A 24,791-nucleotide genomic window follows, 5' to 3' on the forward strand; every position below is an offset into this window, starting at 1 on the left:
ATGGTGAAGCCCCTGGTAGATCAGCTGTCGACCAAAACTGCTGAGTACCAAGGGCTTCACGTGTTGTTCTACCGTTCCGCGCTGCCGTTGTCACGCCAGACTCTCCACTTCGTGGCCGGGCTGATCCGCCGGCATCGCCGCGCGATCGGCTCGGTCTGGCGTAAGCTCGACCCGGGCCGTCAAGCCTTGCTCGTGCTGGCTCACCTGCGTAAAGCCGAAACCTATGCCGATCTCGGTGCCGGGTTCGACATCTCGACGACCACGGCCTGGCGCTATGTCGGCGAGACCGAGGCGGTCGAGCGGCTGATACCGAAACCTGCGCCCAGCACCGCGATGTCCTCGCGTTTACGGAACCAGGCCAGCACGAACATCGCCTGCCGAAACGGTGTCAGCGCCCGGGCACCGCGGCGGGTGCCCCGGGCTCGCCGTTGGGCGGCCAGCAACCGCGAAACATGGCAGACCAGCTCCCGGGACACGTCGAGCATGGCACGATAGGCGATCACGTGGAGTCCTTCAGGCATCGGAATTCTGTGGGAGAAAACCGGTCTACCTGGGACTCCACGCCCATGACCGGGCAAGTCCCGAAACTCCCGAATGCCCGAATCCCTCAAGCACACACCGAAGTTGATGAGATCACCTCATTGAAGTTCTCCAGCCGTCCGCGCGCCGAATTCGTCCCCGCCACTTCAAAATCGATGGTGGTCGCTTCCCGAGCCGCCCGTCCGATAGCTTGTACGACGCCATCGAATTCCAGTCGGTAGAACGCCTCGGCCAACTGAGCTCCGCCCACATTGTCGAGGACTCCGTACACCGGAGCCGACAGCTCCGCCGGCCCCGAGACGATCTCGGCGGCGCCGAGATCGCTGGCGACCAGCCGGCGGGCGTTGGGGGTCGTGGGCGAGGAAGTGGTGGCGTTGGCGCCGTTGCCGTTGGACAGTGGCAGTGGATCCGCGGTGGAGCTGCTGTTCGATCGGGTCCGCGCCAGCCGCTTGGATTGGACGCCTACCGAAGCGGATTCCGTTGCGGCACAGGAAATCTGCGCGGCCCTGGACGGCCTCCCGCTCGCGATCGAACTGGCGGCGGCGCGGGCGCGCGCCTTCGGCCTGGCCGACATCGCCGCGCATCTGCACCAGCGACTCGATGCCCTCTCCTCTACCCCGCGCGGGTCGGTGTCGCCACATGATTCGCTGGAGGCGGCCATCGCCTGGAGTGTCGACCAACTGCCCGGCGAGGATCGGGCGCTACTGCTGCGGCTGTGGCCCTTCGACAGCGGATTCACCTGGGAGGCCGCCGCGGCGGTGCACCCGCCGGGCGTAGACGGTGCGGTGCTCGCGAAGCTGGCGTCGTTGGTCGATCGATCCGTGTTGACCGCGGAGATGTCGTCAGGTCATGTGCGGTATCGCTTGCTGGAAACGATCCGGCGCCACTGCCGGGCCACCGACCCCGATCCGGCGGGTACGGCCGCAGCGCATGCGGAATGGGCGCGGGCGTTCGTGGCAGGCCGAGTGCCGCTACTCGACGGGCCTCGACTCGGCGGGGCCGTCCACGAGCTCGCGGCCGAGCTGGCCAAATCTCCGGGCCGGGATCGCCCATGACCTGGAACATGCTCCGGCGCAGGCCCTTCGGACCGCCGGTGCGCTGCGTTATCTGTGGACGATGGTCGGTCCGGTGCCCGAAGGGATACGGTTGTTGCAGCGGTCTCTGGACCTATGTCCCACCGCGCCGGTCGTGGATCGCGCCGCCGCGCTGATCGGGCTGGCGCTGACCTCCAGCCACATCGGCGCCGCCGAGCCCGCGCTGCGGGCCTCCGATGCCGCGCTCACTCTGCTCGACGACGCTGATCCGGCTCATGACGTCCTGGTGCTGGAGGCGCATTTGCGGCGCTGTAATGCGTTGGCGGATATGGGTGCGGGCGAGGAGTTGCGCTCGGCAGCGGTGGCGTTCGGGGCGGCCTGCGACCGGCGGGATCCACCCGGGCCCATGCGTGCGGCGGCGCTGTGGAGCGTGGGGGCGGTGCAGTTCCAGGACGGGAACATGGCCGCCGTCGTCGAAACGCTCACCGCGGCACACGAAATCAGCGCACGCAGTGGATTCGCCGCCGGGGAGGGCATCAGCGACCTGCACCTGGCCTGGTATCTGCTGGCGGATCCGAGGGCGGCTCCGGAGCGCGCGCGGCGCGCCCTCGTCCTGCTGGTGCGCGCGGTAACTGTCTTCGGGCGTCAAGCGAACCGCTCCAACGAGTTGAGTGTCCTGTATGCAGGTCGATGACCTGGTCGGGGGCGAGGTCGAACGCGGCAGCGGTGATGTTGCGGTAGAAGATCATGTGCAGGTTCTCGTCCGCGGCGATGCGCGCCAGCAGGCGATCGGCGATGGGGTCGTCGCACACCTTGCCGGTGGTGCGGTGGCTTATCCGGGTGGCGAGCTCCTGGAACGTGACGTACACGACCTGATCGAGCACGCCGCCGTAGCCGACGGGCATGTGCACGCCCTTGGTCATGTGGACCATCCGGTCGCTGTCCAGGGCCACGGGGTCGACACTGCGGGTAACGACGAGGTAGTCGCGCATGGCGATGGCGTGGCGGTTCTCCTCGGCGGTCCAGCGACCCACCCAGGTTCCCCACGCACCATCCATGGAGAAGTTCTCGGCGATGGTGCGGTGGTACGACGGCAGGTTGTCCTCGGTGAGCAGATTGGTGATCATCGCGACCTTCGCGACCTCCGACAACCTGGATTGCTCAGGGTCCCAATCGATTCCGCCCATCGCGGCGAAGTTGCGACCCTCGTCCCACGGTACATAGTCGTGCGGATTCCAGTCCTTGGCCGTCCAGGAGACGGTACCCCTGCACAACGATCCCCGAACGACCGCGAATCACGCTTCGTCGCGCCACGACCCACCACCGAACCGGAAGGCGTCCTGCCCGTTCAGCATTGCCGTTTCTTGTTCGATCACGAGGGGCTCGGGCCGATCGGCGAGTCACGGGGACCGTCGAATTCGGAGTCCTGTTCCACCAGCCAGGGCACCTCATCGATCACGACAATGCCCGCGACACCGCCTGGGCAACGAGATCGCCACGGTATCGCAGCGCCTGGTTCCAATCCACCGCGGATATCCCTTCACAGCGGTCGGTCACCGCCATTTTCGTCCTGAGTCGAAGGTGTCGCGGTCAGCTTGTGAGGCGCCGCCGGTCGCACCGATCGGGGGGCGTGGCGCTCGAACCGGTATCCGCGCCCGCGCACGGTGGTGATGCCGAGCGGATCCTCACCCAGTTCGGCCAGTTTGCGGCGCAATGCGGAAATGTGGACGTCGAGGGTCTTGGTCGAGCCGAACCAGTGCTCGTCCCAGATCGTCGTGATCAAGGTGTCTCGGGTGACCACCTCGCCCGCATGCTCGACCAGCAGGTGTAGGAGGTCGAATTCCTTTGGACGCAAAGTTAGTTCGATGTCGCCGAGCCAAGCGCGCCGCGCATGCGGGTCGATCCGGAGATTCCCCTCGACGAGCGGCGTCGCACCCGCGGAGGCGGTTTGCCGACGCAGGTGCGCCCGCAGCCGGGCGAACAGTTCGGTGAGCCGGAACGGCTTGGTGAGATAGTCGTCGGCGCCGGCGTCGAGGGCGACCACCACCTCGAATTCCTGTGTGCGGGCGGTGAGTACGACGATGATCGTGGCGGGTAAGGCGGCACGCAGCAGCCTGCAGAGCGCGACCCCGTCGCGGTCGGGCAGACCCAGATCCAGCAGGATCAGGTCGGGTCGATGGTGGACCGCCGCCGTCTCGGCCGCCGCCGCGGTCTGCGCCCATTCCACGGTGTAGCCGTGTCCGATGAGGGCGTCGCGGAGTTCGGCACCGATATCCGGGTCGTCCTCGACGACGAGCAGTTGCGCCACGCCCCCGATCGTAGGCGGCCCGTCCGATCCACCCCGGGAAGCCCGGGAACCGCACGGTTCACAGGTCGCGCAACACATCCAAGGCGGGCCTGCGCGCGGCCTGCACCGCGCGGGCCCCGGCAGCGACCGTCGCGCCCACGGCGGCGAGGGCGACGATGCCCAGATAGCCCCAGGGAACCGCCAGGTTGGTCGGCGGCGGATCGAAAACTCCGGTGAGGACTGCGACCAGCAGCTCACTGAGAACCCAGCCGAGCGCCGCGCCGAGCACGGTGGCGGTGAGCACGGTGACCGCGATCTCGGCCCAGACCAGCGACGCCAGTAGTCGTGAGCGGGCCCCCAGCAGGCTGGTCAGCGCGAACAGTCTGCGGCGCTCGCTGAATCCGAGCAGCAGTTGCAGGCCGGTCGCCGCGGTGGCGAGCAGGATTGCGAAACCTAGCTCCACGCGCGTCAATCCGGACAGATCGACAGCGGTGAGACTGGAGCCGACCACGGATCGAGTGCTCTGGATATCGGTCACCGTCGGCCCCGGGCCGAGCGCCGAGCGCACCCGGTCGGCGACCACGCCCACAGGTGTCCCGTTGGTCGTGATGAGGAAGGCGCCCACGGCCGGACTTCCGGTCCGGGTGGCGATGTAGTCGGCATTGGCGACGAGGAAGCTGTCTTTGGGCGCAGTCGGGAATTCCTTCACCACTCCCGCGTAGTGGAACGGCACCGTGATCTGCTGACCGCTGCCCGCATCGACCAGCCGCAATCGCAGGGTGTCGCCGAGCCGCAACTGGAAGTCGTTGACCGTTTCCTGGCTGACGAGAATGTCATCGGGGTGGTGGGCCAGCCGATCGACGAGCTGCCTGGCCGTGCCACCGGAGAAATAGGCATCGGACAGTCGCAGATTCGAGCCGACGGTGGCGGGGCGAATGCCGTAGAGATCTTGCAGATCCGCGCCGACGTAAGCGAAACGATGTTGCAGCGGCTCGACCGATCGCACCCCCGGGACCTGCTCGATAGTTGTTGTGGCGGAAGCGGGTACGGCAGCTGACGGCGGCTCGGTCACAGTGACGTCCGCGCCGTTGGTGAGCTGGGCATCGGCCTCGGCCTGCTGCTGATAGGTGGCGTTGAAGACCGCAGTCGAGCAGGCGAAGGCGATGGTCAGCGCGAGCAGCACCACGGCGCGGGCGATCATTCGGTACTGGCGCGACAACAGCGCAGCGCCGGTTCCCGACAACGTGCCTGTCAGCGGACGCAGGAGACGGGTGAGCAGTGGGCGGCCGGACCGCAACAGCACTGTCGTCAGCCGCCAGTACAGCAAGGCAGAGCCCAGCCAGAGCAAGGCCGGCGCGGCGAACGCCCAATAGCTGACCGAGATCTGCGGTACCCCTTCGGGCGCGAGCACCAGTTGATATCCCGTGCGCCGAGTCGCCAGCCACACCGCCGCCGCACCCGCAAGCAGCCAGTAATCCAACCCCCACCGCATCCAGCGCGCCGCACCCCGAACGCCCGCCGGGGTGAGGAGATCCCGGCGCGCCGGAAGAAAGACCGTAGCCAGCGCGATCCCGATGCCGATCGCCGCGGCGGCGACGGTCCAGCCCACCACAGCGGTCGGCGTCGCGCCGAATCCGCCGGAGCCGAAGGCGAATTCACCGAGCAGCAGGGCCGCCCCGATGCCAAGCAGGGACCCCGCCACTCCCACGGCCGCAGCCTCGATCATCGCCAGTCGCAGCAGGTGTGCCGTGTCGGCGCCGCGAATCCGCAACAGCGCCTGCTCGCTTCGTCGGCGATCGGCGCCACTGCCCGTAACGGTCGCGGTGAGCACGGTGGCGAGCACCGCCGCGGGTACACCGAGGAACAAGAACAGCACATGGGCGTAGAGCGCGTCGGCGCGGGCCGCTCCCAGCACGGCGCCGAGGTTGTCGCCCACCAGCCCGCCACCGGCAAGTGTGGCCTCCAGATGTCGTGCCGCGCCGCTGATCTGGTTGTAGGCCGCCGCTGGGTCCGCGGGTAGATCGTGGTGGGTCTGCACGTGGATCTGCGTACGCGCCTGGTCCGGATGGCTCACTGCCAGCGGATCGAACAGTGCGTGCCAGTGCTCGGCGGGCAACAGCACCACGCTGTCCGGCGTGGCCGTGGGCTGGGCTCCTCGCGGCGCGCCGATGGACTGGAACAGGCTGTCCGCCTTCGGCAGATCGACTATGCCCGCCACGGTCAGTGTGACCGGTGGCAGATCCTGCCGTTCGATGGTGAACGCTTCACCGGGTGCGATATGCAGATTGGCCGCTGTCTGCTGGGTTACCAGAACCCCATCACGCGAACCGGTGAGATGGCGGATTTGAGTAGGTGCAAGACTCGTGTAATCCGTTGGCAGTCCGAGGATTCGAGCCGATCCGGTGGACAGCGTCGCACCGTCGACGGTGCTGTGCAGTCCGGTCGCGGTGCCGAATCCCACCGGCAGCGCGCGTGCCACCGCGGGATCGGCCGTGACGGTGTTCAGCACCACCGCCGCATCGGCCCCGGGCTCCACCTGGACCTGCCAGTCCACCGCCACCCGCTGAATCGACCGCTCGGTCATGGTCGCCTCGGACGCGGACAGGAAGCTGCCGAGCGCCGCCAGCAGCGCGACCGCCACCGCGATCCCCGCGGTCGCGCCCAGCAGCCGCCCCGACCGCAGCCGGATCAGCCCACGCAGCCACAGCACGGTCAGCATGTCGAAGCTCCCTGCCCCCGTGCGGTTTCCGCGGCGGCGGGGTCGAGTAGACCGTCGTGCACGCGCCAGCGCAGCGTGAACCGCGCGGCGACCGCGACATCATGAGTGGCCACCACCAGCGCGGCGCCGGTCCGTTCGGCGAAGGCGAGCAGCGCATCGATCACCCGGTCGCGGTGCTCCGGGTCGAGTCGCGCGGTCGGTTCGTCGGCCAGCACCAGCGGCGAGCGGGCGGCCAGCACCCGTGCCACCGCGACGCGCTGCGCCTGACCGCCCGACAATTCGTGAGGCAGCCGATGCCCCAGGTCGGCAATACCGAGCACCTCGAGCGCCTCCTCCGCACGTCGTCGGGCCTCGGCCTCCCCGATATCGGCGAACAGCAATGGCAAAGCGACGTTTTCGCACACATCGAGTGGCCCGAGCAGGCTCGGGGCCTGAAATACGAAGCCGACCCGGCCCGGATCCTCCGACAGCCCGGGCCACGACACCACTCCGCTGGTCGGACGATCCAGATCGCCCATCAGGTGCAGCAGCGTCGACTTCCCGGAACCCGAGCGCCCGGTGACAGCGATCAGATCGCCCTGGTGCACTTGGCAATTCACCGCCCGCACAGCAGGCACCGCCGTCGTGCCCGCGCCGAACGTACGGCCGACATCGTGGCACCGCACCAGTACCGTCACGGCGCACCCGATTCGGCGGTCTCGAATGCCCCGTCCCGCAAGTGAAGAACGCGATCGGCCCAACCGGCGACCGCGCCGCTGTGCGACACCACGAGGACCGCGCACCCTGCCTCGGCCCGGCGTCGCAGCAAGTCGAGAATCGCCGCTTCGGTGGCGTCGTCCAATTCGCCGGTGGGCTCATCGGCGAGCAAGACGCTCGGCGCATTCGCCAACGCGACCGCCAGTCCGGCTCGGGTGGCCTCGCCGCCCGACAACTGACCGGGGCGGGCCCGCATGCGATCGGCAAGACCGACCGCGTCCAGGATTTCGCCCGGCGTCGGCCGTTCCCGCCTGCCGACCAGGCGTTGGACCAATTCGATGTTCTGTGCGACCGTCAGGTGCGGCATCAGATTCCCGGCCTGCAGCAGCACCCCGATCCGACGCCCCCGCAGTGCGGCGCGTTCCATCTCCGGCCGATGGCTCATGCGCTCGGTTCCGAGGTGGACAAAACCGCCATCCGGTTCGTCGATGCCCGAAAGACAGGCCAGCAGAGTCGATTTGCCCGATCCCGAGGGGCCGGTGACTGCGACCGTCTCCCCCGCGTCCACGCTCAGAGAGACCCCGCGCAGCGCCAGGGTCTCCTCGGCTCCGGCGCGGTAGAACCGGTACAGCTGCTCGGCACGCAACACGGGCGTCACGACGTCCACCGCAGCGAGTCGGATACCGTCATCCAGGGGTCGGCATTGTCCGCCCCGACCGGCCCGGCGAGGGTGACGATGGCTTCGGTGCCGTTGCGGAAGTACTCGTACCGCTCCACCGCGTCGCGAACGACCTTGCCGGTCACCGGATCCGGTGCGCTGTCGGCCGAATACGAAATCTGCACCACCGTTTCGCCGGCGCGCTGCACGGTGGCCACCCCGGTGACATGAACATTGGTTCCCGCGGCGGTGATGGCGGGCACTTCGCTGTCGCGGGCCGACACGACGGTCGGCGCGGCGGGTGCGGGGACCGCGGTCAGTGTGATGGTGTTGAGTTTGTCGGTGAACACCACCGCCGAACTCCGGTCGGTCCGCGCCCAGCCCTGCGGCACCTTGACCGAGTAGTTGCCTGCCGGATAGGCGTAGGGCACGAACACGGTGCTGTCCGGAATGTCGCCGGCCGGATTGGTCTCCGGGGAACCACTGGTCGATGTGCCCGACGAACCGCAGGCCGTGACGGTGGCCAGGACGACCGTCCCGGTGACCAGACCCGGAATCCAGTGGAACATGGCGGCCTCCTTTGCTGTGAGTGCTGCCGTCAACGCTACGAACCCGCCGGTTAGCGGCGGCATAAGCGAAGGTAAGCGTGATGCTTACCTTCGACGCGCAAGGATGTAGCCAGACAGGACCGGGTTGCGGGAAGGAATCCGATGATGACCGCTCGCACACCGACACCGGCACGCGGACATTCCCTGCGGACCCGGGTGCGGACCTCGATCGTCTCGGTCACCGCGCTCGCCATGCTGCTGTTCGCCATCCCGCTCGGCGTGGCAGTACAACACATGGACCACAGCAATGCGGTCACCGAACTGCAGCGTGATGCCGTCCGGGTGGCCACGGTCGTGCCCGACACCATCGCCACCGACGGCAGCGCGGTATCCCTGCCCACCGATCTGCCGGGAGATCGCACCGTCGGCATCTACACCATCGATGGTCGGCTGATCCGCGAAAACGGCCCGGCCACTTCCGCTCTGGCCGCCGCGGCCGCAGACGGCCGCACCCATGTCCAGGTGGAGGGATCGGACCTGGCCGTCTCGGTGCCGGTGCCCTCCGACCAGGCGGTGGCGGCAACCGTGCGGGTATCGGTCCCCAACGCTCCAGTCACCCACCGCACCTGGCATGCGTGGACGATCATGGCCCTGCTCGGCGCCCTCGTGATCGGGATCGCCGCCCTGCTGGCGCGCCACCAGGGTCGACGCATCGCCGAACCCCTGGAACGCCTGACCGTTTCGGCCCGCGCCCTCGGCGATGGTGACTTCACCATCCACCCCGGACGCTCCGGCGTGGTCGAGGCCGACACCCTTGCCGGCGCGCTGGAGGTCACCGCGCAACGTCTGGGAACCCTGCTCGACCGCGAACGCGCCTTCAGCACCCAAGTCTCCCACCAATTGCGCACGCCGCTGACCGCACTCCTCCTCGGGCTGGAATCCGCACTGTCACAAGCGGATACGGATCTACGCCAGGCAATGACAACGGCCGTGCGCCGCGGCGAAAAGCTCGAAACCACCATCGAGGACCTACTCCGTCTGGCCCGCGACACCGGAGCGGGGACACGCCCGCCACTGGCAATGCCAGAGATACTCGCCACCCTCCTCGACCACTGGCAGCCCATCTTCGCCGAACACGCCCGTCCCTTCCGGGTCACCTACTCACCCGAGCTACCCCAAGTGCACGCCTCGCCCACAGCGATCCACCATGTCCTCGAGGTCCTCATCGACAATGCCCTCGTCCACGGCGCCGGCCCCACCACGGTCAGCGCCCAGGCCGTCGGTGACGACCTGCTCATCGAGGTCTCCGACCGCGGCCCCGGACTCACCGACCCCGAAGCCGCCTTCACCGCCCGCACCACAGGAACCGGCGACACCCACGGCATCGGCCTGGGACTGGCCCGCACCCTCGCCGAGGCCGAGGGCGGGCGGCTGATACTGCGCCACGCCGCACCCCACCCAACCTTCGCCCTCCTGCTCCGGGGTTCATGACCTCGATATCCATCGCGTCAGCGCACGCGTCGAATCTCGCCCCGGTCAGACCGGGCTGCCTGATAGTGCGCGGTATCGACGACGCGGACGAAAGCTCAATCTTGCTGTTGGCCACGAACCGGACGGGTGAGCGCATACGCGACAGCCGCACCGAGATCGGTCCGCAGACTTCTCGTCCGGCACCGCGCTCCCAGTCGATATCGGTGGCGCACAGACGGATTCCATCGAGGCGATAGCCGCCCCAGACCGGCCTGCCGATTTGGGCGGCACGTGCGGTGGCTGCCGCCACCGCCATCGGGTCGACGGTCAGCGCGCGCTGCAGCGGCAGTGCGATGTCCTGGCCGTGCACGATGACGTCGAACAGGATGTTGCGGTAGTTGGTCGGCGCAGGCAGCCGCCGTGATGAGGCATGTTCGCGAATCTGCGAAACCAGTTCGGAGACAGGCTGCCTCGCGTGCGCGACGGTCAGTTGATCGATCATGCGGTTGTAGTTGCCGCGGGCTCGCACCCCGGCGGACAGCAGCGTGCGCACCGGCATGGGCTGGGGTGTCAGCGCAAGGTGTGCCCGCGACGTCTCGCACACGCCAGCCCGCACACCGCGACGGTGTCTCCCATTCCTGGCCGTCAGCTCGGCCGGGACGATGCCCCGGGATTTGAATTCGTTCCACGCATACAGGGCCGCTTCGGCATCCAAGCCCCAATGCGTATCCGGGTCAGGAGCCGGGCAGAGTGTCCTTCGCGCGCTGGAATTCGGCGTCGGTGAGCAGGCCCTCGCGGTACATGGCGGCGAGACGTTCGAGTTGGTCGAGCCCCCGCTGTCGCAGCTTCAGGGGATGTCATGAGCCACATACATCATGAGCCACATACATACCGTGGCGGAGCAGCAACCATGCGACGGTACCGTCCAGGATGGAAGCGATGAGCAGGACGACACCCAAAGGACGCCGACCCGACCCGGAGGTTTCGGACACGCCTGAATTATCTGACCGGGTAGCCGTTTTCGTAGGGCAACCCGGAGTGTCGATCACCTGAACAGTGGTGAGGGTCAGGCGCACGCGCAATCTCCACCCCGAAACTGGCCTTCACCGACTCCGGTCTCGCCGCACATCTCCTGACCAGGATCACCACCGACTCCCCCATCGGCCGAGACCGACGAACCCGCGGCCCCACACCGGGTATCCGGCCTCCGAACTCGCAAGTTCGTCCCGAAAGACCTTCAGAAATCACGAACTTACCGGCGGTGGCGCATCGCGCGTCGGGTCGCGCGGTCATCGAGGCCGCCTCCGCCGGAACCGTGGAGTTCACCGGACGACAGGACGGTCAGCCATTCAATGCGGCCAGGTGTAGGGCGATACCTGCCCGGCTGGTGAGGCCGAGCTTTCGCAGGATACGGCTGAGGTGATCCTCGATGGTACGAGGGCTCAGGTACAGGCGCGCGGCGATCTCCTTGTTGGCCAGTCCTTGTGCTGCGAGTTCTGCGAGCCGCCGTAGCCGACGGGCATGTGCACGCCCTTGGTCATGTGGACCATCCGGTCGCTGTCCAGGGCCACGGGGTCGACACTGCGGGTAACGACGAGGTAGTCGCGCATGGCGATGGCGTGGCGGTTCTCCTCGGCGGTCCAGCGACCCACCCAGGTTCCCCACGCACCATCCATGGAGAAGTTCTCGGCGATGGTGCGGTGGTACGACGGCAGGTTGTCCTCGGTGAGCAGATTGGTGATCATCGCGACCTTCGCGACCTCCGACAACCTGGATTGCTCAGGGTCCCAATCGATTCCGCCCATCGCGGCGAAGTTGCGACCCTCGTCCCACGGTACATAGTCGTGCGGATTCCAGTCCTTGGCCGTCCAGGAGACGGTACCCCTGCACAACGATCCCCGAACGACCGCGAATCACGCTTCGTCGCGCCACGACCCACCACCGAACCGGAAGGCGTCCTGCCCGTTCAGCATTGCCGTTTCTTGTTCGATCACGAGGGGCTCGGGCCGATCGGCGAGTCACGGGGAGCGTCCGCGCTATCGGTCAAACCGGGTTCACTGCCATGCACGTAGCAGATCTTCCGGACCCCACTGCGCCGCGACCGGCAGATCGCCATCGACCCCGGAGCGCGAGACCGCCACCAACGGAGTGTCGAATTCGGCCCCCGGGATGGCGAGCACACCGCGTGCGAGGGCGTCGTAGTCGTGGCGGTCGAACGGCCGTGCCTCGAGCCACTTGATCGATCCGACGAAATGCACCGTGCCCGCGACAGGTTCGCGGTCAGCACCGATCAGGTCGATCTCCGGATTGTTCTGCCGATTCCACCAGCCGCCCACTGCTTCGGTCTCGGGCCAGGCGGCATCAGGAAGTAAGCGCAGCAACGACTCCCGCACGATCGGTTCCACCGCACGACCACGCCACCCCGTCCAGGAACGCTCGATGCGCTCCAACGCCAGATCCCCCCGACCGCGTTCGATGAGCGGAATACCGCGCTCCAGGAAGGCCAGCCAGAACCTCAGATAGGAGTCCGCAATGCGGTACCGCTTGTTCTTGCTGTCCGGCTTGGTCGACAGCGGCAGATCCGCAGCGACTATCCGTTTGGCTTGCAACGTATTCAGCAACGGCGTCAACGTTCCCGCCGGCAATGCGCCCGTGCTGCCCGCAGCGGCGGCGATCGTGCCGAACGTGCGTTCCCCGCTACCGATCGCCTCCAGCACCGCCCGCGAGCGCGACGACTCGGGGAATTCCCCGAGCAGCGTCAGCTCACCCGCCACCAGCAGCGGTGACAGCGGGTTCGTGGTGGCGTCACGCAGGAAATCGGTGCCGCTCATGCCCGGTCGCCACGACTGGACAATCTCCGGGAACCCACCGGTGATCAACAGCGCGTCCACGGCCTCGGCCGCCGACAGCCCGGTCATTGCCTGCACATCCGCCAGATGCAACGGCGCGACAGTCATTTTCGCCGCCCGACCGAAGAACGGGCGACCGTGCGACTGCAGCGCCTCCATGACCGAGATGTCGCTGCCGACCAGCACCAGCAGCACCGGCTTGGCCGAGAGGTGCCGATCCCATACCGTCTGCAGCGCACCTTCGAATTCGGAGTCCTGTTCCACCAGCCAGGGCACCTCATCGATCACGACAATGCTCGCGGCATCGTCTGGCAACGCGATCGCCACGGTTCGCAGCGCCTGGTTCCAGTCCCCCGCGGATATCCCCTCGACCAGTTCCGCCCCCCGCAGCGGCGAATGCGCCAGGGTGGCGACGAATTCCTCCCGCTCGGCGACAGGATTACGTCCCCGCGTCGCTTGGAAGACCACATACGGCAGACCTGAGCGATCACAGAATTCCTGAACCAGACGCGACTTCCCCACCCGCCGCCGACCGGTCATGATCACCGCCCGACCGCGCGTCGCACCGGTCCCGTCCACCACCGATTTCCGCTGCCGCTCCAACAGTTCGAGATCCGCCGCGCGCCCCTTGAACTCCATCCGCTCCCCTTCCGCGAATTAAGACAGAATTCATCTTACCTAGATTCAGTCTAAGTAAGATCATATCTATGTGATGTACACCATACATCTGCGCGGGAGAGCCCGACTTGACATCTTGACGATCACCCTCCCCGGGTGCGTAATCTAGCGCACATGAACACGAGCCCCAGGCTCGTGGACCGGGTTTATGTGTTCAAGTCCCGCCTCGCGCACAAGATCGTGGCATGGGTGACACATCCGAGGAATGCGTGTTCGAGTACGCTCGCACACGCGGAGGATGACCATGACGAACCCCTCTGACCTGCAACGATATCTGGCAGGTGTGACCCGAACCTCCGCTGCCGACGCCGCGCTCGTGTGCCCGCGTCCGGACGGAGTCGCGCGATGATCCCCTACTGGTGCCGCCGCAGGCACCGTTGCAGGAGCTGTTGCACGGCCCCATGATCGCTCCGTCGCCTCCCCCGCTTCGTCCGTCGGATCTGGCCTATGGGCTCTCGACGGTCGGCCATGGGGGCCGGATTGTGGACCGGCAGCTGTTCGCGGCACTGGGCTGGTCCGAGGGCGACCTCCTTGGCCTGCGTACCGAGGGCGCGGTGCTGGTCGCCGAGCCGGGGACGGACGTGGTGCCGGGCGCGGCGATGGTGGTCCGTGCCGGTTTCGTCCGAGTCCCGTATCGCTGGCGGCGGCGGGTGAATCTGTTCCTCGGCGACCGGGTTCTGTTGCTCGCCAGCCCATCCCGCAAGCGTCTGGCTATCTATGCGCCGGTGGCGATCGCCGAGGTGTTCGGTCCTGTTCTGGACGGACTGTCCCGATGAGTGCGCCCGGCACCGCCACCGCGTCGGCGAGTGCGTCGGCGGAGACGGTGGCGGCGGCTCGGCTGTTGTTGTCGCAGATGGGCGTCGCCCCCGCGCTGCTCGACGGTCCGGAGCGGGTACCCGATCACCTGCCCGGCGGCACCTATCTGCGGGCCGTCCGCCGTGAGCTCGACGCGTATTCCGAGGCTGGGGTTCGTATGCTGTTCGCGATCGCGGTGCTGCAGGACCACGACGCACCGCTCGAAGTGGTGGCGGCGGTGAGCGAGCAGTCCGGCAACGAGGTCCGGGACCGCTGCGTATTGCTTGTCGACCAGGCAATTCTGGCCTCGGTCGACCCGCCCCGGCTGCGGCATGCGTTACCCTCGGGCACGCTGCGCCGCCTGTGCCCGGCGGAGGTGGCGCAGCAGATGCGTGCGGCCGCCGCGCAACGCGCCACCCTGCTGTCCTTCGACAGTCGGACTGTCGCGCGCTATTTGGGTGAACTATCGGGGCCGCAGTGGTCGCAGTGGGTGCCCACCTTGATCGACGCGGCCACGGAAGCGGTTCGCGTACTGGCGCTTCCGGAGGCGACCACGCATCTGGAGGCCGCCCGGAGGATCGCCCCCGTCGAGCAGCGGGACGACATTCTGGTCCGGATCGGCCTGTTGAAGCAATGGACCGATCCGGTGGCCGCGCACAGCTATCTCGAATCGGCGCTGGCCGGCCAGCGGGCCGCGAAAGCCGCTCCGACTGCGCTGATTCCGCTGGCCTGGACGCTCGTGGCGGCGCAACGGCCGCAGGAGGCCGAAGACCTGCTGAATGTGGTGATCGACGAGACCGCGGCCCGCGACGCGCGGATGGCGACGACATTGCGGGCGTCGCGCTGGATGATCACCGGTCTGACCGCGCACGCGTGGAGCTCCTATATCGAACGCGCTAAACGGGATCCGGCGCCCGATACTGTCACCGCGGCCGTCCTGCTCGTCGACGACGTCGTGGCCGTGCGCGTCTCGTCCGAGGAGGCGCGCGCCCGGTTCCCGATCGCGGCGGAACCGGCCGCGGAGGAGCGGGTGCCGCCCGAGTTGGTCGGCGTGCTCGCCCATGTCGCGCTCTGGTGTGACAGTCTGGCTCTGGCGGGTCGGCTCAGTGATCACAGTGACGACAAGTATTTCGGCCTGCTCGATACCTACCGGTTGTTCCTGCGTACGGAAGTGCTGCTGCGCCAGGCTCGTTACGCCGAGGCCGAGCGGACGTGCGGGTTGGTGACCGTGCATCCGCCGGGCGTCACCGTGCGGCGACCGGCGGGGCCGGTCGCGCTCTACGCCCACGCTCTGCTCGGGTCGGGGCGGGTCGAGGAGGCGCATCGGTGGCTCGAATCCACGCGCGTGCAGGACAATCCGGAGTCCTGGGAGTGGTGCAGCGTCCTCTATGTGCGGGGGCTCGTCTGCGCCGCGCAGGGCCTGCCCCGGGAAGCCGTGGGACATTTCCTGGATTGTGGTCGCCGCTTGGCGGGCTGGGATCAGCACAATCCGGCCCACCTGCCGTGGCGCAGTTCGGCTGCGCTGCAACTGGTCTCGTTGGGTGAACAGGATGATGGCCGCCGACTCGCGGCCGAGGAGCTCCGGCTGGCGGAGCGGTGGAACTCCCCGGCCACCGTGGGGCGGGCCTGGCGAGCGGTCGCGCTGGCGGCGGCCGACGGCACGACTGTCGAGCTGTTGCTCCGGGCAGTCGAGTACCTCAGGCGTGCGGAATCGACCGCGGAACTGATCGCCGCCCTGATCGATCTGGCCGACGCGTATATGGCCGATCAGCGGATCGACGCGGCGCGTGCCACGCTCCTCGAAGCACAACCGCTGGCGCATCCCACCAACGCGGCGTGGTTCGCCGCGCAGATCGCCGAACGGCTCGACCGGGCGCGGTGAGCATCGAGCTCCACGGCGAGCAGGCGGATGCCACCTGAGCCGGTAGCACGTCGGTGCCCCCGGCCGTGAGATCGGCCGCCAAGCGGCTGCCGATATTGCCGGTGCCCATGATCGCGGTGGTAGTCATGGTCGATCGATGTCCTTGGGTGTCGAGGGGATATCCGAATGGTGTTGTGGCTGAGCCGCCGTCATCGCCACGACCGCGCGTCGACGAGCACGGGCCAGCCGGTAGATCGCCGAGCGGTCGGTGGCCAACCGGTCGAGCGGTGCGGCGATTCCCGGCTCGATCCGCAGCGGGTCGAAATCGAGATCGCTGTCGGCCGTGCGGGTTTCGAGCGTCATTCGCCCCAGCTCGAGCAGCCGCGGTGGATCGGCCCAGAGTGCGGTGGGGTCGTGCACCGGGTCGCCCTGGCGCGGCAGCCGCGCATGGAGGGTCATCACGGTAGGTAGTCGACTGTCGAGTTCGCGCGCCAGGTAATCGGGTGCGAGCGCGTCGGATTCGGCGGTGTCCAGTGGTTCGACAGTGGTTTCGGGGTGCCATTCCAGCCTGGCCCAGGTGGTCCCGCTCGGGCCGGCCAGCCCGAAGGCGTGGACGCTGTGATACCGCTGGCCCGCGTAGCTGCCGGGCGCGCCGCCGCTGCCCGCGTCGAACGCGGCACCCGATTCCGGATGCCGCCGTCTGAACTCGGCCACAGCGCCGGGAGCGTCCGGTCCGGCACTGACGGCGGTGAGGAACTCCAGCATGTCCGCCCCGGAGCGCACGAAGAACACCGGCAGTGTCAAGGCGATCAGATCGGTCGGTTCCGCGCTCGCGGGAACGAACCGCACCGACAAGCCCTGGTCGCCGGTCTCGGCATCGTGTGCGCCGCCGCGAGTGCCGGAGAAGCGCGCGATGATCGCGACCTCCTCTCCCGAGAAGAGCGCGGCCGAACTCAGTTCCCGGGCAACGGGTTCGGCTCGAAAGCGTCCGATCAGCGTGATGCCTCGCTGATGCAGCATCCGCCGTCCCGGTGCCGCGGGGAGGACCTCGGCGATCCGGTCGGTCAGTTCACCGGGTGTGAGGGTTTCGTCGCTCATGAGGGGGAGCTTTCGCCGTGCCGATCGGTCGGATACAGCCAGCCGCGCAGCAGCCGGGTCGTCGCGGGGATGGCCAGGAAGGTCATCGCCGTGCTGAACAGGACGGTGAAGGTCAGCGTGCGCACGATCAACGGCGCCGAGACCAGCAGCGGGCCGAGAATGCCGTTGCCCAGCAGTGAAATCGGGAAGATCGACAGCCCCGACACCACCGCTTGTTTCCATTGCGGTGGCGTCGGGCGCGGCGTCGTTTCGCCGGTCATGCACCGCGGGGCGCGGGGTGGACCAAGTGCTTGATCTCCTGGAATTCGCCCAGCCCGCGCAATCCGTTGAGCCGTCCCATGCCGCTCTGTTTGAAGCCGCCTTCCTCGAACTGGTCCACGACGATCGCCCAGGTGTTGGTCCACACCGTTCCGGCCTCGAGCTCGCGGCCGACCCGCAGCGGGCGGTCCACGTCGCGGGTCCAGATACTCGCTGCCAGACCATATTCGGTGGCGTTGGCGCGGGTGATCGCTTCGGCCTCGGTGGTGAAGATCTCGAAGGTCGCCACGGGACCGAATACTTCATGCTGCACGATCGGCGCGGCGAGATCGGTGACCTCGACAAGACTGGGGCGGTAGAAGGCGTCGACGGCGTCGGGTCCGGTGTTCACCAGACCGCCGCGTTCGACGATGGTCGCCCACTCGGCTGCCTCGGCGACCATCCGGTCCACGCGTTCGGCGTTGGCGCGGTCGATCATCGGGCCCATCTCGCTGGCCGGGTCGTCGCCGGGTCCGACGTTGATCGCCGCCAGGGATTTCGCCATTCGGTCGCGGAGTTCGTCGGCGATGCCCGCCTGGGCCAGGATGCGGCTGCCGGTCATGCAGAACTGTCCGGTGAAGGTGGTGATCGCCTTGGTCAGCACCGGCACCACGGCGTCGAGGTCGGCGTCGTCGAAGACGATCATCGGGGTCTTGCCGCCGAGTTCGAGCGACAGCGGCTTGAGCGTCGGCGCGGCGTTGGTCATGATGACGCGGCCCACCGCCGTGCTGCCGGTGTAGCTGACCACCGCGACGTCGGGCGACGAGATCAGCAGTGGCGCACCGCTGTTGCCGGACTCGGTGAAACAGTTCATCACCCCGGCGGGCAGGCTCTCGGTGGCGGCGATGATCTCGTAGAGCAAGCCGTTGACCAGCCCGGTCTGTCCCGGCAGCTTCATGGCCACCGTGCACCCGGCCGCGAGTGCCGGGGCGAAGGAACGCACGGCGAGTACCACGGGCGAATTCCAGGGTGCGATGACCGCGGCGACACCGGCGGGTTCGGTGAGCGTCATGGAGTACAGGCCCGGCTTCACCTCGGCCGCGCGTCCGGTCTCGGCGAGTGCGAGCGCCCCGTAGTAGCGCAGCTTCGGGATCGTCAGGTCGATCTCGAAGGCGGCTTCGGCGAGGATCTTTCCGTTCTCGCGCGCCAGCAGGGTGACCAGTTCGTCGCGGCGTTCGGCCAGGCGGTCGGCCATCTCGAACAGGGCGCGAGCCCGCAGTTCGCGGTCTCGCGACCATGCCGTGGTCTCGAAGGCCCGCCGGGCCGCGGCGATGGCGGCGGTGGCCTCGGCCGCGCCGCCGTCGGCGAAGGTGCCCAGCGCGGCGCCGGTGGCGGGGTTGTAGGAGGTGCTGAGGGCGCCGCCGTCGGACCACCGGCCGTCGATGTAGTGGCGGGCGTGCGGTCGATGGGAGGTGGACAAGCGAATCCTTTTGTCGGTCGGTGGAATCGGACGATCAGAGTTGGGCGGCGATGTGTTCGGCGGCCATGATCACGGTGGGGTTGCTGGCGGCGCAGACCGCGTCGGGGAAGATCGAGGCGTCCACGACCCGCAATCCGGGCACCCCGCGGACCGCGCCGAGGCGGTCGACCACGGCGGCGGGGTCGTCGTCGGCGCCCATGGGCACCGTTGAGGTCGGGTGATGATAGGTGTCGAGCGTCGCGCGCACCGATGCTTCGATGGCGGCGGGATCGTCACTGCCCGGGGTCATTTCGTGGTCGATGAGAGCAGCCAGCGGTGCGCTGCCGCCGATGCGGCGGCTCAGCGCCACGCCTTCGAGCAGCCGCCGCCGGTCGGCGGGGTCGGCCAGGAAGTTCAGGTCGATGCGCGGAGCGATGCGGGGGTCGATGTCGGCCAGTGTGAGCGATCCGCACGACCGTGGGCGGGTGAGCGCGACCGCGAGGACGAAGGCCGCACCGGTCGGGCTCAGCTTCTGGTCGATGAGATGGGTCGCGGTGATGTGCAGGTCCAGTTCACCGGCCGCGGCGTCGGAGCTGGCCGTCCACACCTTGGCCCCGATGAGCGGCTCGCCCGCGCCCATCCGCTCTGGGTCGGCGGCGTAGGCGTTGTAGTAGAACGGGTGATCGTAGAGCGTGCGACCTACCGGCAGGTCCGCGATCTCCGGAATACCCAACTCCCGCAGGTGATCCGCCGGTCCGACGCCGGAGCGCAGCAGGATCGCCGCACTGCCGTAGGTCCCGGCGCACAGGATGACCTCACCGGCGGTGATCAGCTCACCGTCCGCAGTCAGCACACCGTGGGCGCGGCCGTCGGTGAACACGACCCGGTCGACCAGCACGTCGCCGCGCACGCTCAGGTTCGCTTCGCGCACTTCGTCGGTCAGATACGCCATCCCGGTATTGACCCGCACCCCGTCGACCACGTTCATCGGATACGGTGCGACACCGTGAGGCTGGGGTCCGTTGAAGTCCGCGGTCGCCGGGATACCGCACGCCAGTGCGGAATCCACGAACGCGCACTGCATGGGACTGAGCTCGTCGCGGGTGAGCTGGTGCACCGGCATGGGACCACCGCGTCCGTGCCAGGCGTCGTCGCCCGCGCTGGTCTTCTCAACTTTCCGGTAGCTCTCCAGCACGTCGGGGAAGGACCAGCCTTTCAGGCCGCGGGCGGTCCAGCGGTCGAAGTCCGCGGGCAGGGCGCGCACGAAGACCGAGCCGTTGACCGCGGAGCTACCGCCCAGCACCTTGCCGCGGTAGAGCTGGATGGGGTGGCCGACGTAGCCCGGTTCGGACGCGTAGCCCCAGTCGTGGCCGGTATAGCCGCCCAGGATGCTGCTCGAGGCCACCGCGTCGGGGTAACCGGCGGCCGGGTAGTCGGGTCCGGCCTCGAGTAAAAGGACGCGGCGGCCGGGGTTTTCGCTCAGGCGGGCGGCCAGTACCGCACCGGCCGAGCCGCCACCCACGATCACCACATCGGCATGAGTGTCGGACATGATCGAATTGCTTCCTTCGTGTCGATGGGGGTCAGCGCACCGCGGTGGCGGCCTGGTCGATCACGGAGACGACCGCCTCCGGGTGCGAGACGGCGATGGCATGGCTGCCCGCGTGCTCGGTGACGGTGGCGTTGAGCCGGTGCGCCATCTCGCGCTGGCCGGTCGGCGGGATCATTCGGTCCTCGGTGGCGACGAGATACCACGACGGCAGGGTGCGCCAGGCGGGCTCACCAGTCTGTTCGGTGAAGGCCGCGACCGAGATCGGGCGCTGGCCCGCCGCCAGCACCGCCGCCTGCGCCGCGGGGACGTCCGGGGCGAAGTACTCGGGGAATTTGTCTGCGGCGATGCTCAATTCGGGCGCGGCCTCACCGTTGACCGGGTGCGGGACGGTGATCTTCGTCGCCGGGCCGCCGTAGCGGCCGTCGAGGTCGCCGAGGGACTCGCCCTGGTCCGGGGCGAAGGCGGCCACGTAGACAAGGGCGGCGGCCTTGGGGGATCCGGCCGCGGCATTGGTGATGACCGCGCCGCCGTAGGAGTGGCCGACGACGATGGTCTTGCCGGGCATCGCGTCGAGAAGTCCGCGAGGGAGCGGTGTTCAACTCGCTGCGGGTCCAGGCGGGCAGCACGGTCGCGGTCTTCGGTGCCGGGGCGGTAGGGCTCAGCGCGCTCATGGCGGCCGTGGCCGCCGGGGCCAGCGACATCATCGTGGCCGACCGCAATCGCGAACGGCTAGCGCTCGCAACCGAACTCGGAGCCGTCCATACGATAGACGCCGCTTCGCCGGACTCGTTCGAGGCGGTCCTGGACCTGACCGGTGGCCGCGGTGTGGACCACGCCGTGGAATCCACCGGAGTGCTCGCGGTCATGAATGCCGCTGTCCGAGCACTGGCCCCGCGCGGCTCGGCCGCCATCCTCGGTGTCACCGCACCGGATGCGGCTCTACGGGCCAACGTCTTCGAATTGCTCAAGGGGCGCACGGTCACCGGTTCGGTGATGGGCCACCAAGCCCCGGGTGTGCTGATTCCGCGGCTGCTCGCTCTGCACCGGGCGGGCCGATTCCCGCTGGAACGGCTGGTTCGCACGTACCCACTCGAGCAGATCGATACCGCCATCGCCGACATCGCCGCTGGCGGCACGGTCAAAGCCGTCCTGATCCCTTGAAACAGAAAGCCATACGCACATGCGCAAGATGACCGGCCTTCGCCGCTCCGCCCGCACCATGATCCTGATGGGTGCGCTCACCATAACCCTCGCCGCCGCGGCCTGCTCCTCGACCGGCGGCACCCCGGCCGCACAGCCGCAGACCCCCGCGACCGTCCCGCAGCCGGATCCGGACAAGCCCGGCGTGCTGCTGGTGCACGGCGCGTTCGCGGACGGCTCCAATCCAAGCTTCGAGCAGCAGTACCCGCCGCCCCGCGTCGACGAGCCGGCGAGCCAGCACCGTTCCGGAAGACCCCGCACCGACGATGATGAAGTCGTGCGTCACAGCACCCTTTCTGCGGTTTGGATTTCGCTTGGATCGGCGCCCGATGTGAGCGCCGAGATCAACCCTGAACCGCTCGACTCAAAGGCGACTGAACGATCTCGGAATGCGCAGCACAGCGGGGGTGAATCGGTGCGTTGACCGCTCGCTGAGCGGATTTCAGCGACGGTGGCAGGGTGCGGAGGTGGACACAACAGGCCAGAACTCGCCCGCGAATTCGGATATCAAGGTGGCGGCCATCTACTACTCGGCCGCCGGCAACGTGCACGCGCTCGCGACCGCCACGACCGAGGCGGCGGCTGAGGGCACGCAGGTGAAGTGAGCGCTGGCAGATCTCGCCGCGCCTGGCGGGGCAGGGCGAGGACTTGCTGGCGCGGTCGCGGCGCATGGGTCTGGAAGGACTCATGGCCGAGCGCCTGGACGGCCTCTATCTGCCGGGACGGCGCAGCAGGCTGTGGACGAAGGTCGAGAACATCCAAACCGCTCACCCGGCGATGGAAGAGATCGAGAAATTGTGTTGGTGTGTGCTGGCGCGCGTGGGGCGGGGGTATCGCAGTGCCTGCTGCTGCCACGTGCGGTGGCCGGGCACCCGTGTCGCAGACCACGCGGGGTCCTGCGAGGTTGTGGTGCGCGGGTGCAGGCTCGGGGGTCGATACGCCGCGCGCCCCGCGTGCACTCCACGACGAAACTTTCTGACAGGCATCACCTCACTCTCACCGACGTGACCAGAGACATCCGGGGCGGGGACCAGGTCGAGGCGGTCCGCGCCCGCCCCCGCGGCCCGGGCCGGGCCGACGACCCATCCACCGCACTGCCCGCCACCGATGCCGGCCCCCCACGGGCTGCGGCCGAGGCGCGGGCTGGCGGTGTTCTCGCCGCGGTGGCCATCGGCGGGCGGCCTCACACAGGACCGCGTCCACCTCGGCGAACAGCTCTTCGACGTCGGGGTCCAACCCCAGCAACCCCGGCTCGAGCCACCACGGGCCCGCCACGGATTCTGTCGTTGCTTCGCTGATTCGGCACATCACCGGGACCACCTCCCTTGTGAGGGCCGGGCGCGAGCTCAGGCGTTGATGGCCTGCCGGTCCTCGGCGCGGCTGATCTCGATCTTGCGGGGCTTGGCCTTCTCCGCGACCGGAATCGACAGGCGCAGCACCCCTTCGCGGTAGTCGGCGCGAATCCGGTCGGTGTCTAGGTTCTCGCCCAGGAACAGTTGACGGGAGAACACCCCGCGGGTGCGTTCGGCCGCGATCATCGACCGGCCCGCGTCCAGTTCCGGGCGCGAGGCTTTCACCGTCACCACGTTGCGTTCGACATCCAGGTCCAAGGAGTCGGGGTCGATGCCGGGCAGATCGAACTCGACGAAGAATTCGTCCCCGTCGCGCCAGGCATCCATTGGCATCACCGCCGGGCGCGCCGGGGTGCCGAACACCGCCTGTGTCAAACGATCCAGGTCACGGAAGGGATCGGTACGCATCAGCATGGTCGCCACCTCCGGTTCACTCCATTCACTGTCGAAGGAAACTCAGATAACCTATGTCATCTGACACAGATAATATTTAGCACTCTCCATAGGTGAGTGCAAGTATCGGCGAGAGGTAATCTTCGAGCAGGTGAGGATGAGCAGAGAACCGGAGACACGACGGATGCCAGACCCAGCACCCGGCCCGCTGCCCCCGGCCGGGCAGGCGGTGTATGCGATCTCGGTGGCCGCCGAACTGGCCGGGGTCGGGATACAGACCCTGCGCCTCTACGAGCAGCACGGCCTCGTCAGCCCCGCCCGCAGCGCGGGCGGCACCCGCCGCTACAGCCGCGCCGACCTGGCGCGGCTGGCGCGCGTGAGCGCCCTGGCCAGCCAAGGCATCAACCTGGCCGGGATCGCGCGCATCCTCGAACTCGAAGACGCCAACGCCGCGCTACGCGAAACCAACAACGCCCTCGCCACCCACCGCAGCCACCGCCCGAACAGCCACTGACCATTCCGGACGGACGCAGCGCACCCGGCGTGGCACTACCGCTCGGATGCCGGTCGGGACATCGCGTGGTGTCCACCCGGCCGCCGAAGCAACAACCGCGACCGGCGGTATCGGACACTTGCGGCAACACGCACCACCGGTGAGGGTTTTCCCGTGCCGACCCCGGTCGCCGGTTCAGCCTGGGGCCGGGCATTGCGGCGACGAGACCACACGGCAACGACACGCCCTTCGCAGGGTGTGCGCGATGCCGTCCTCGTGCTCGCAGTGTTCGGGGGAAACCACCCCGCCCTGGTGGACTCCCCTTGCTCTCGGGGCTGGCCTGCAACCGGCACCGGCGCTGTGTACCCAGCGGTCCCATCGGCGGGCGCGACACACCCTCCATTCACACGGCCGTCGTACCCGGTCGGAAAAACCCTATCGGGACCCGCCTCGGATGGATCAGCCCGTGGTGCTGGTCGCCCAGTCTCGGGGCAGATCGAGCCAGGCACCGATCAAGCCGAGCGCACCCAGCAACGCCTGCATCCCGTCCTGCGTGACCCCTGGCGTCATCGCGCCCTTGTTGGCGTAGATGCGGCCGTAGGCCAACAGATACATGGCGCACAAGAACCGCTCCATCTCCACCCGCGGAACCGCCCGTACTCCACCGCGCCCTCATCACGCACAGCCGCACATGAAACCACCAGCGGCCCAACACCACTCACAGTTCGGACGCATCAACCCAACCGAAACGCCTGGTCTGCGACCCAAGAACGCTAAGCGCGACTTTTGTTGCTACCAGCCCTCACGGGCCTGATCGCCGCCGCACCAGCCGGGAATCCCGACACCGCGGGCTCCGATTCGGCAGAGTCGTT

The 24,791-nt window shown here is 68.2% G+C and carries 25 protein-coding genes and 3 pseudogenes; 10 read left to right on the forward strand and 18 right to left on the reverse strand.

What is annotated here, in order from left to right:
* Nucleotides 1-60: 60 nt before the first annotated feature.
* Nucleotides 61-315, forward strand: a pseudogene (locus D7D52_RS10005) (helix-turn-helix domain-containing protein); the annotation flags it as partial.
* Nucleotides 316-607: 292 nt separating this feature from the next.
* On the opposite strand, the gene D7D52_RS10015 reads toward D7D52_RS10005, so the two are convergent.
* Nucleotides 608-775 carry a hypothetical protein gene (locus D7D52_RS10015; protein ID WP_187703131.1) on the reverse strand — a complete coding sequence of 56 codons (168 nt, stop codon included), beginning with the start codon at nt 773-775 and terminating at the stop codon, nt 608-610.
* A 16-nt stretch (nt 776-791) separates the two neighbouring features.
* Between D7D52_RS10015 and D7D52_RS37665 the strand changes: the two genes are divergently transcribed.
* Both D7D52_RS37665 and D7D52_RS39055 read left to right on the forward strand, forming a co-directional pair.
* The gene (locus D7D52_RS37665) at nt 792-1,595 is read left to right on the forward strand and encodes an ATP-binding protein (protein ID WP_162958085.1); all 804 of its coding nucleotides are present in this window, start codon (nt 792-794) and stop codon (nt 1,593-1,595) included.
* A gap of 94 nt (nt 1,596-1,689) precedes the next feature.
* Nucleotides 1,690-2,268, forward strand: a complete 579-nt coding sequence (locus D7D52_RS39055) for a hypothetical protein (RefSeq protein ID WP_246023736.1) — start codon at nt 1,690-1,692, stop codon at nt 2,266-2,268.
* Here D7D52_RS39055 and D7D52_RS10025 read toward each other — a convergent pair.
* From D7D52_RS10025 to D7D52_RS10050, 6 genes and pseudogenes are all read right to left on the reverse strand, one after another.
* Nucleotides 2,264-2,821: pseudogene (locus tag D7D52_RS10025) on the reverse strand (acyl-ACP desaturase); the annotation flags it as partial. The gene D7D52_RS39055 and the pseudogene D7D52_RS10025 sit on opposite strands and share 5 nt — an antisense overlap.
* A 293-nt stretch (nt 2,822-3,114) precedes the next feature.
* The gene (locus D7D52_RS10030; RefSeq protein ID WP_120736066.1) at nt 3,115-3,882 is read right to left on the reverse strand and encodes a response regulator transcription factor; all 768 of its coding nucleotides are present in this window, start codon (nt 3,880-3,882) and stop codon (nt 3,115-3,117) included.
* Between the two features lie 58 nt (nt 3,883-3,940).
* A complete protein-coding gene (locus D7D52_RS10035; RefSeq protein ID WP_120736067.1) occupies nt 3,941-6,580 on the reverse strand; it encodes an ABC transporter permease in 2,640 nt (879 codons plus the stop codon).
* Nucleotides 6,574-7,257: an ABC transporter ATP-binding protein gene (locus D7D52_RS10040; protein ID WP_120736068.1), complete on the reverse strand. Its 684-nt coding sequence runs from the start codon at nt 7,255-7,257 to the stop codon at nt 6,574-6,576. The genes D7D52_RS10035 and D7D52_RS10040 overlap by 7 nt, the downstream gene beginning before the upstream one ends.
* Nucleotides 7,254-7,934, reverse strand: coding sequence for an ABC transporter ATP-binding protein (locus D7D52_RS10045; RefSeq protein ID WP_246023738.1), 681 nt, complete (start codon nt 7,932-7,934; stop codon nt 7,254-7,256). The genes D7D52_RS10040 and D7D52_RS10045 overlap by 4 nt, the downstream gene beginning before the upstream one ends.
* A complete protein-coding gene (locus tag D7D52_RS10050; RefSeq protein ID WP_120736069.1) occupies nt 7,931-8,503 on the reverse strand; it encodes a hypothetical protein in 573 nt (190 codons plus the stop codon). The genes D7D52_RS10045 and D7D52_RS10050 overlap by 4 nt, the downstream gene beginning before the upstream one ends.
* Nucleotides 8,504-8,647: 144 nt before the next feature.
* On the opposite strand from D7D52_RS10050, the gene D7D52_RS10055 reads away from it, so the two are divergent.
* Nucleotides 8,648-9,973: a sensor histidine kinase gene (locus tag D7D52_RS10055; RefSeq protein WP_120736070.1), complete on the forward strand. Its 1,326-nt coding sequence runs from the start codon at nt 8,648-8,650 to the stop codon at nt 9,971-9,973.
* A gap of 713 nt (nt 9,974-10,686) precedes the next feature.
* Here D7D52_RS10055 and D7D52_RS40290 read toward each other — a convergent pair.
* From D7D52_RS40290 to D7D52_RS10075, 4 genes and pseudogenes are all read right to left on the reverse strand, one after another.
* On the reverse strand, nt 10,687-10,803 hold the full coding sequence (locus D7D52_RS40290; protein ID WP_425464669.1) for an SHOCT domain-containing protein: 117 nt from the start codon (nt 10,801-10,803) through the stop codon (nt 10,687-10,689).
* Nucleotides 10,804-11,293: 490 nt separating this feature from the next.
* Nucleotides 11,294-11,431, reverse strand: a complete 138-nt coding sequence (locus D7D52_RS40295; protein ID WP_120743974.1) for a helix-turn-helix domain-containing protein — start codon at nt 11,429-11,431, stop codon at nt 11,294-11,296.
* A 32-nt stretch (nt 11,432-11,463) separates the two neighbouring features.
* Nucleotides 11,464-11,817 (reverse strand): annotated as a pseudogene (locus D7D52_RS10070) (acyl-ACP desaturase); the annotation flags it as partial.
* A gap of 189 nt (nt 11,818-12,006) precedes the next feature.
* Entirely contained in the window at nt 12,007-13,440 is a 1,434-nt protein-coding gene (locus D7D52_RS10075) for an ATP-binding protein (RefSeq protein ID WP_120736071.1), read from the reverse strand.
* Nucleotides 13,441-13,838: 398 nt separating this feature from the next.
* Between D7D52_RS10075 and D7D52_RS10080 the strand changes: the two genes are divergently transcribed.
* Together D7D52_RS10080 and D7D52_RS10085 are read left to right on the forward strand one after the other, a co-directional pair.
* A complete protein-coding gene (locus D7D52_RS10080) occupies nt 13,839-14,255 on the forward strand; it encodes a hypothetical protein (RefSeq protein WP_162958247.1) in 417 nt (138 codons plus the stop codon).
* The gene (locus D7D52_RS10085; protein ID WP_120736073.1) at nt 14,252-16,156 is read left to right on the forward strand and encodes a hypothetical protein; all 1,905 of its coding nucleotides are present in this window, start codon (nt 14,252-14,254) and stop codon (nt 16,154-16,156) included. The genes D7D52_RS10080 and D7D52_RS10085 overlap by 4 nt, the downstream gene beginning before the upstream one ends.
* 123 nt (nt 16,157-16,279) lie before the next feature.
* Here the strand turns inward: D7D52_RS10085 and D7D52_RS10090 are convergent, their stop codons facing one another.
* Genes D7D52_RS10090 through D7D52_RS10110 form a run of 5 tightly spaced genes read right to left on the reverse strand, consistent with a single transcriptional unit; the run spans nt 16,280 to nt 21,046 of the window.
* On the reverse strand, nt 16,280-17,233 hold the full coding sequence (locus D7D52_RS10090; RefSeq protein WP_120736074.1) for a catalase: 954 nt from the start codon (nt 17,231-17,233) through the stop codon (nt 16,280-16,282).
* Entirely contained in the window at nt 17,230-17,493 is a 264-nt protein-coding gene (locus D7D52_RS10095) for a putative antibiotic biosynthesis monooxygenase (RefSeq protein WP_162958248.1), read from the reverse strand. The genes D7D52_RS10090 and D7D52_RS10095 overlap by 4 nt, the downstream gene beginning before the upstream one ends.
* Nucleotides 17,490-18,950 carry an aldehyde dehydrogenase family protein gene (locus D7D52_RS10100; protein ID WP_120736076.1) on the reverse strand — a complete coding sequence of 487 codons (1,461 nt, stop codon included), beginning with the start codon at nt 18,948-18,950 and terminating at the stop codon, nt 17,490-17,492. Before D7D52_RS10100 ends, D7D52_RS10095 begins: the two co-directional genes overlap by 4 nt.
* 34 nt (nt 18,951-18,984) lie before the next feature.
* On the reverse strand, nt 18,985-20,481 hold the full coding sequence (locus D7D52_RS10105; protein WP_120736077.1) for a GMC family oxidoreductase: 1,497 nt from the start codon (nt 20,479-20,481) through the stop codon (nt 18,985-18,987).
* A 31-nt stretch (nt 20,482-20,512) separates the two neighbouring features.
* Complete coding sequence (locus D7D52_RS10110; RefSeq protein ID WP_120736078.1) at nt 20,513-21,046, reverse strand: alpha/beta hydrolase; 534 nt, start codon at nt 21,044-21,046, stop codon at nt 20,513-20,515.
* Between the two features lie 26 nt (nt 21,047-21,072).
* Between D7D52_RS10110 and D7D52_RS10115 the strand changes: the two genes are divergently transcribed.
* From D7D52_RS10115 to D7D52_RS37675, 3 genes are read left to right on the forward strand one after another with little or no spacing between them, the layout of a single operon-like run.
* Nucleotides 21,073-21,642, forward strand: a complete 570-nt coding sequence (locus tag D7D52_RS10115; RefSeq protein ID WP_120736079.1) for a zinc-binding dehydrogenase — start codon at nt 21,073-21,075, stop codon at nt 21,640-21,642.
* A 19-nt stretch (nt 21,643-21,661) separates the two neighbouring features.
* Nucleotides 21,662-22,105, forward strand: a complete 444-nt coding sequence (locus D7D52_RS37670) for a hypothetical protein (RefSeq protein WP_162958249.1) — start codon at nt 21,662-21,664, stop codon at nt 22,103-22,105.
* Between the two features lie 43 nt (nt 22,106-22,148).
* Nucleotides 22,149-22,286, forward strand: coding sequence for a hypothetical protein (locus D7D52_RS37675; RefSeq protein WP_162958250.1), 138 nt, complete (start codon nt 22,149-22,151; stop codon nt 22,284-22,286).
* A gap of 741 nt (nt 22,287-23,027) precedes the next feature.
* Here D7D52_RS37675 and D7D52_RS10130 read toward each other — a convergent pair.
* Nucleotides 23,028-23,447 (reverse strand): Hsp20/alpha crystallin family protein, encoded by a 420-nt coding sequence (locus D7D52_RS10130; protein ID WP_120743975.1) that lies wholly within the window; start codon nt 23,445-23,447, stop codon nt 23,028-23,030.
* Nucleotides 23,448-23,610: 163 nt separating this feature from the next.
* On the opposite strand from D7D52_RS10130, the gene D7D52_RS10135 reads away from it, so the two are divergent.
* Nucleotides 23,611-23,940, forward strand: a complete 330-nt coding sequence (locus D7D52_RS10135) for a MerR family transcriptional regulator (protein ID WP_246023740.1) — start codon at nt 23,611-23,613, stop codon at nt 23,938-23,940.
* Nucleotides 23,941-24,378: 438 nt separating this feature from the next.
* Here D7D52_RS10135 and D7D52_RS38510 read toward each other — a convergent pair whose 3' ends face one another.
* Nucleotides 24,379-24,555, reverse strand: a complete 177-nt coding sequence (locus D7D52_RS38510; RefSeq protein WP_187703242.1) for a hypothetical protein — start codon at nt 24,553-24,555, stop codon at nt 24,379-24,381.
* Nucleotides 24,556-24,791: the final 236 nt, after the last annotated feature.

This window comes from Nocardia yunnanensis (assembly GCF_003626895.1).
In the GTDB taxonomy this organism is placed as follows: Bacteria; Actinomycetota; Actinomycetes; order Mycobacteriales; family Mycobacteriaceae; genus Nocardia; species Nocardia yunnanensis.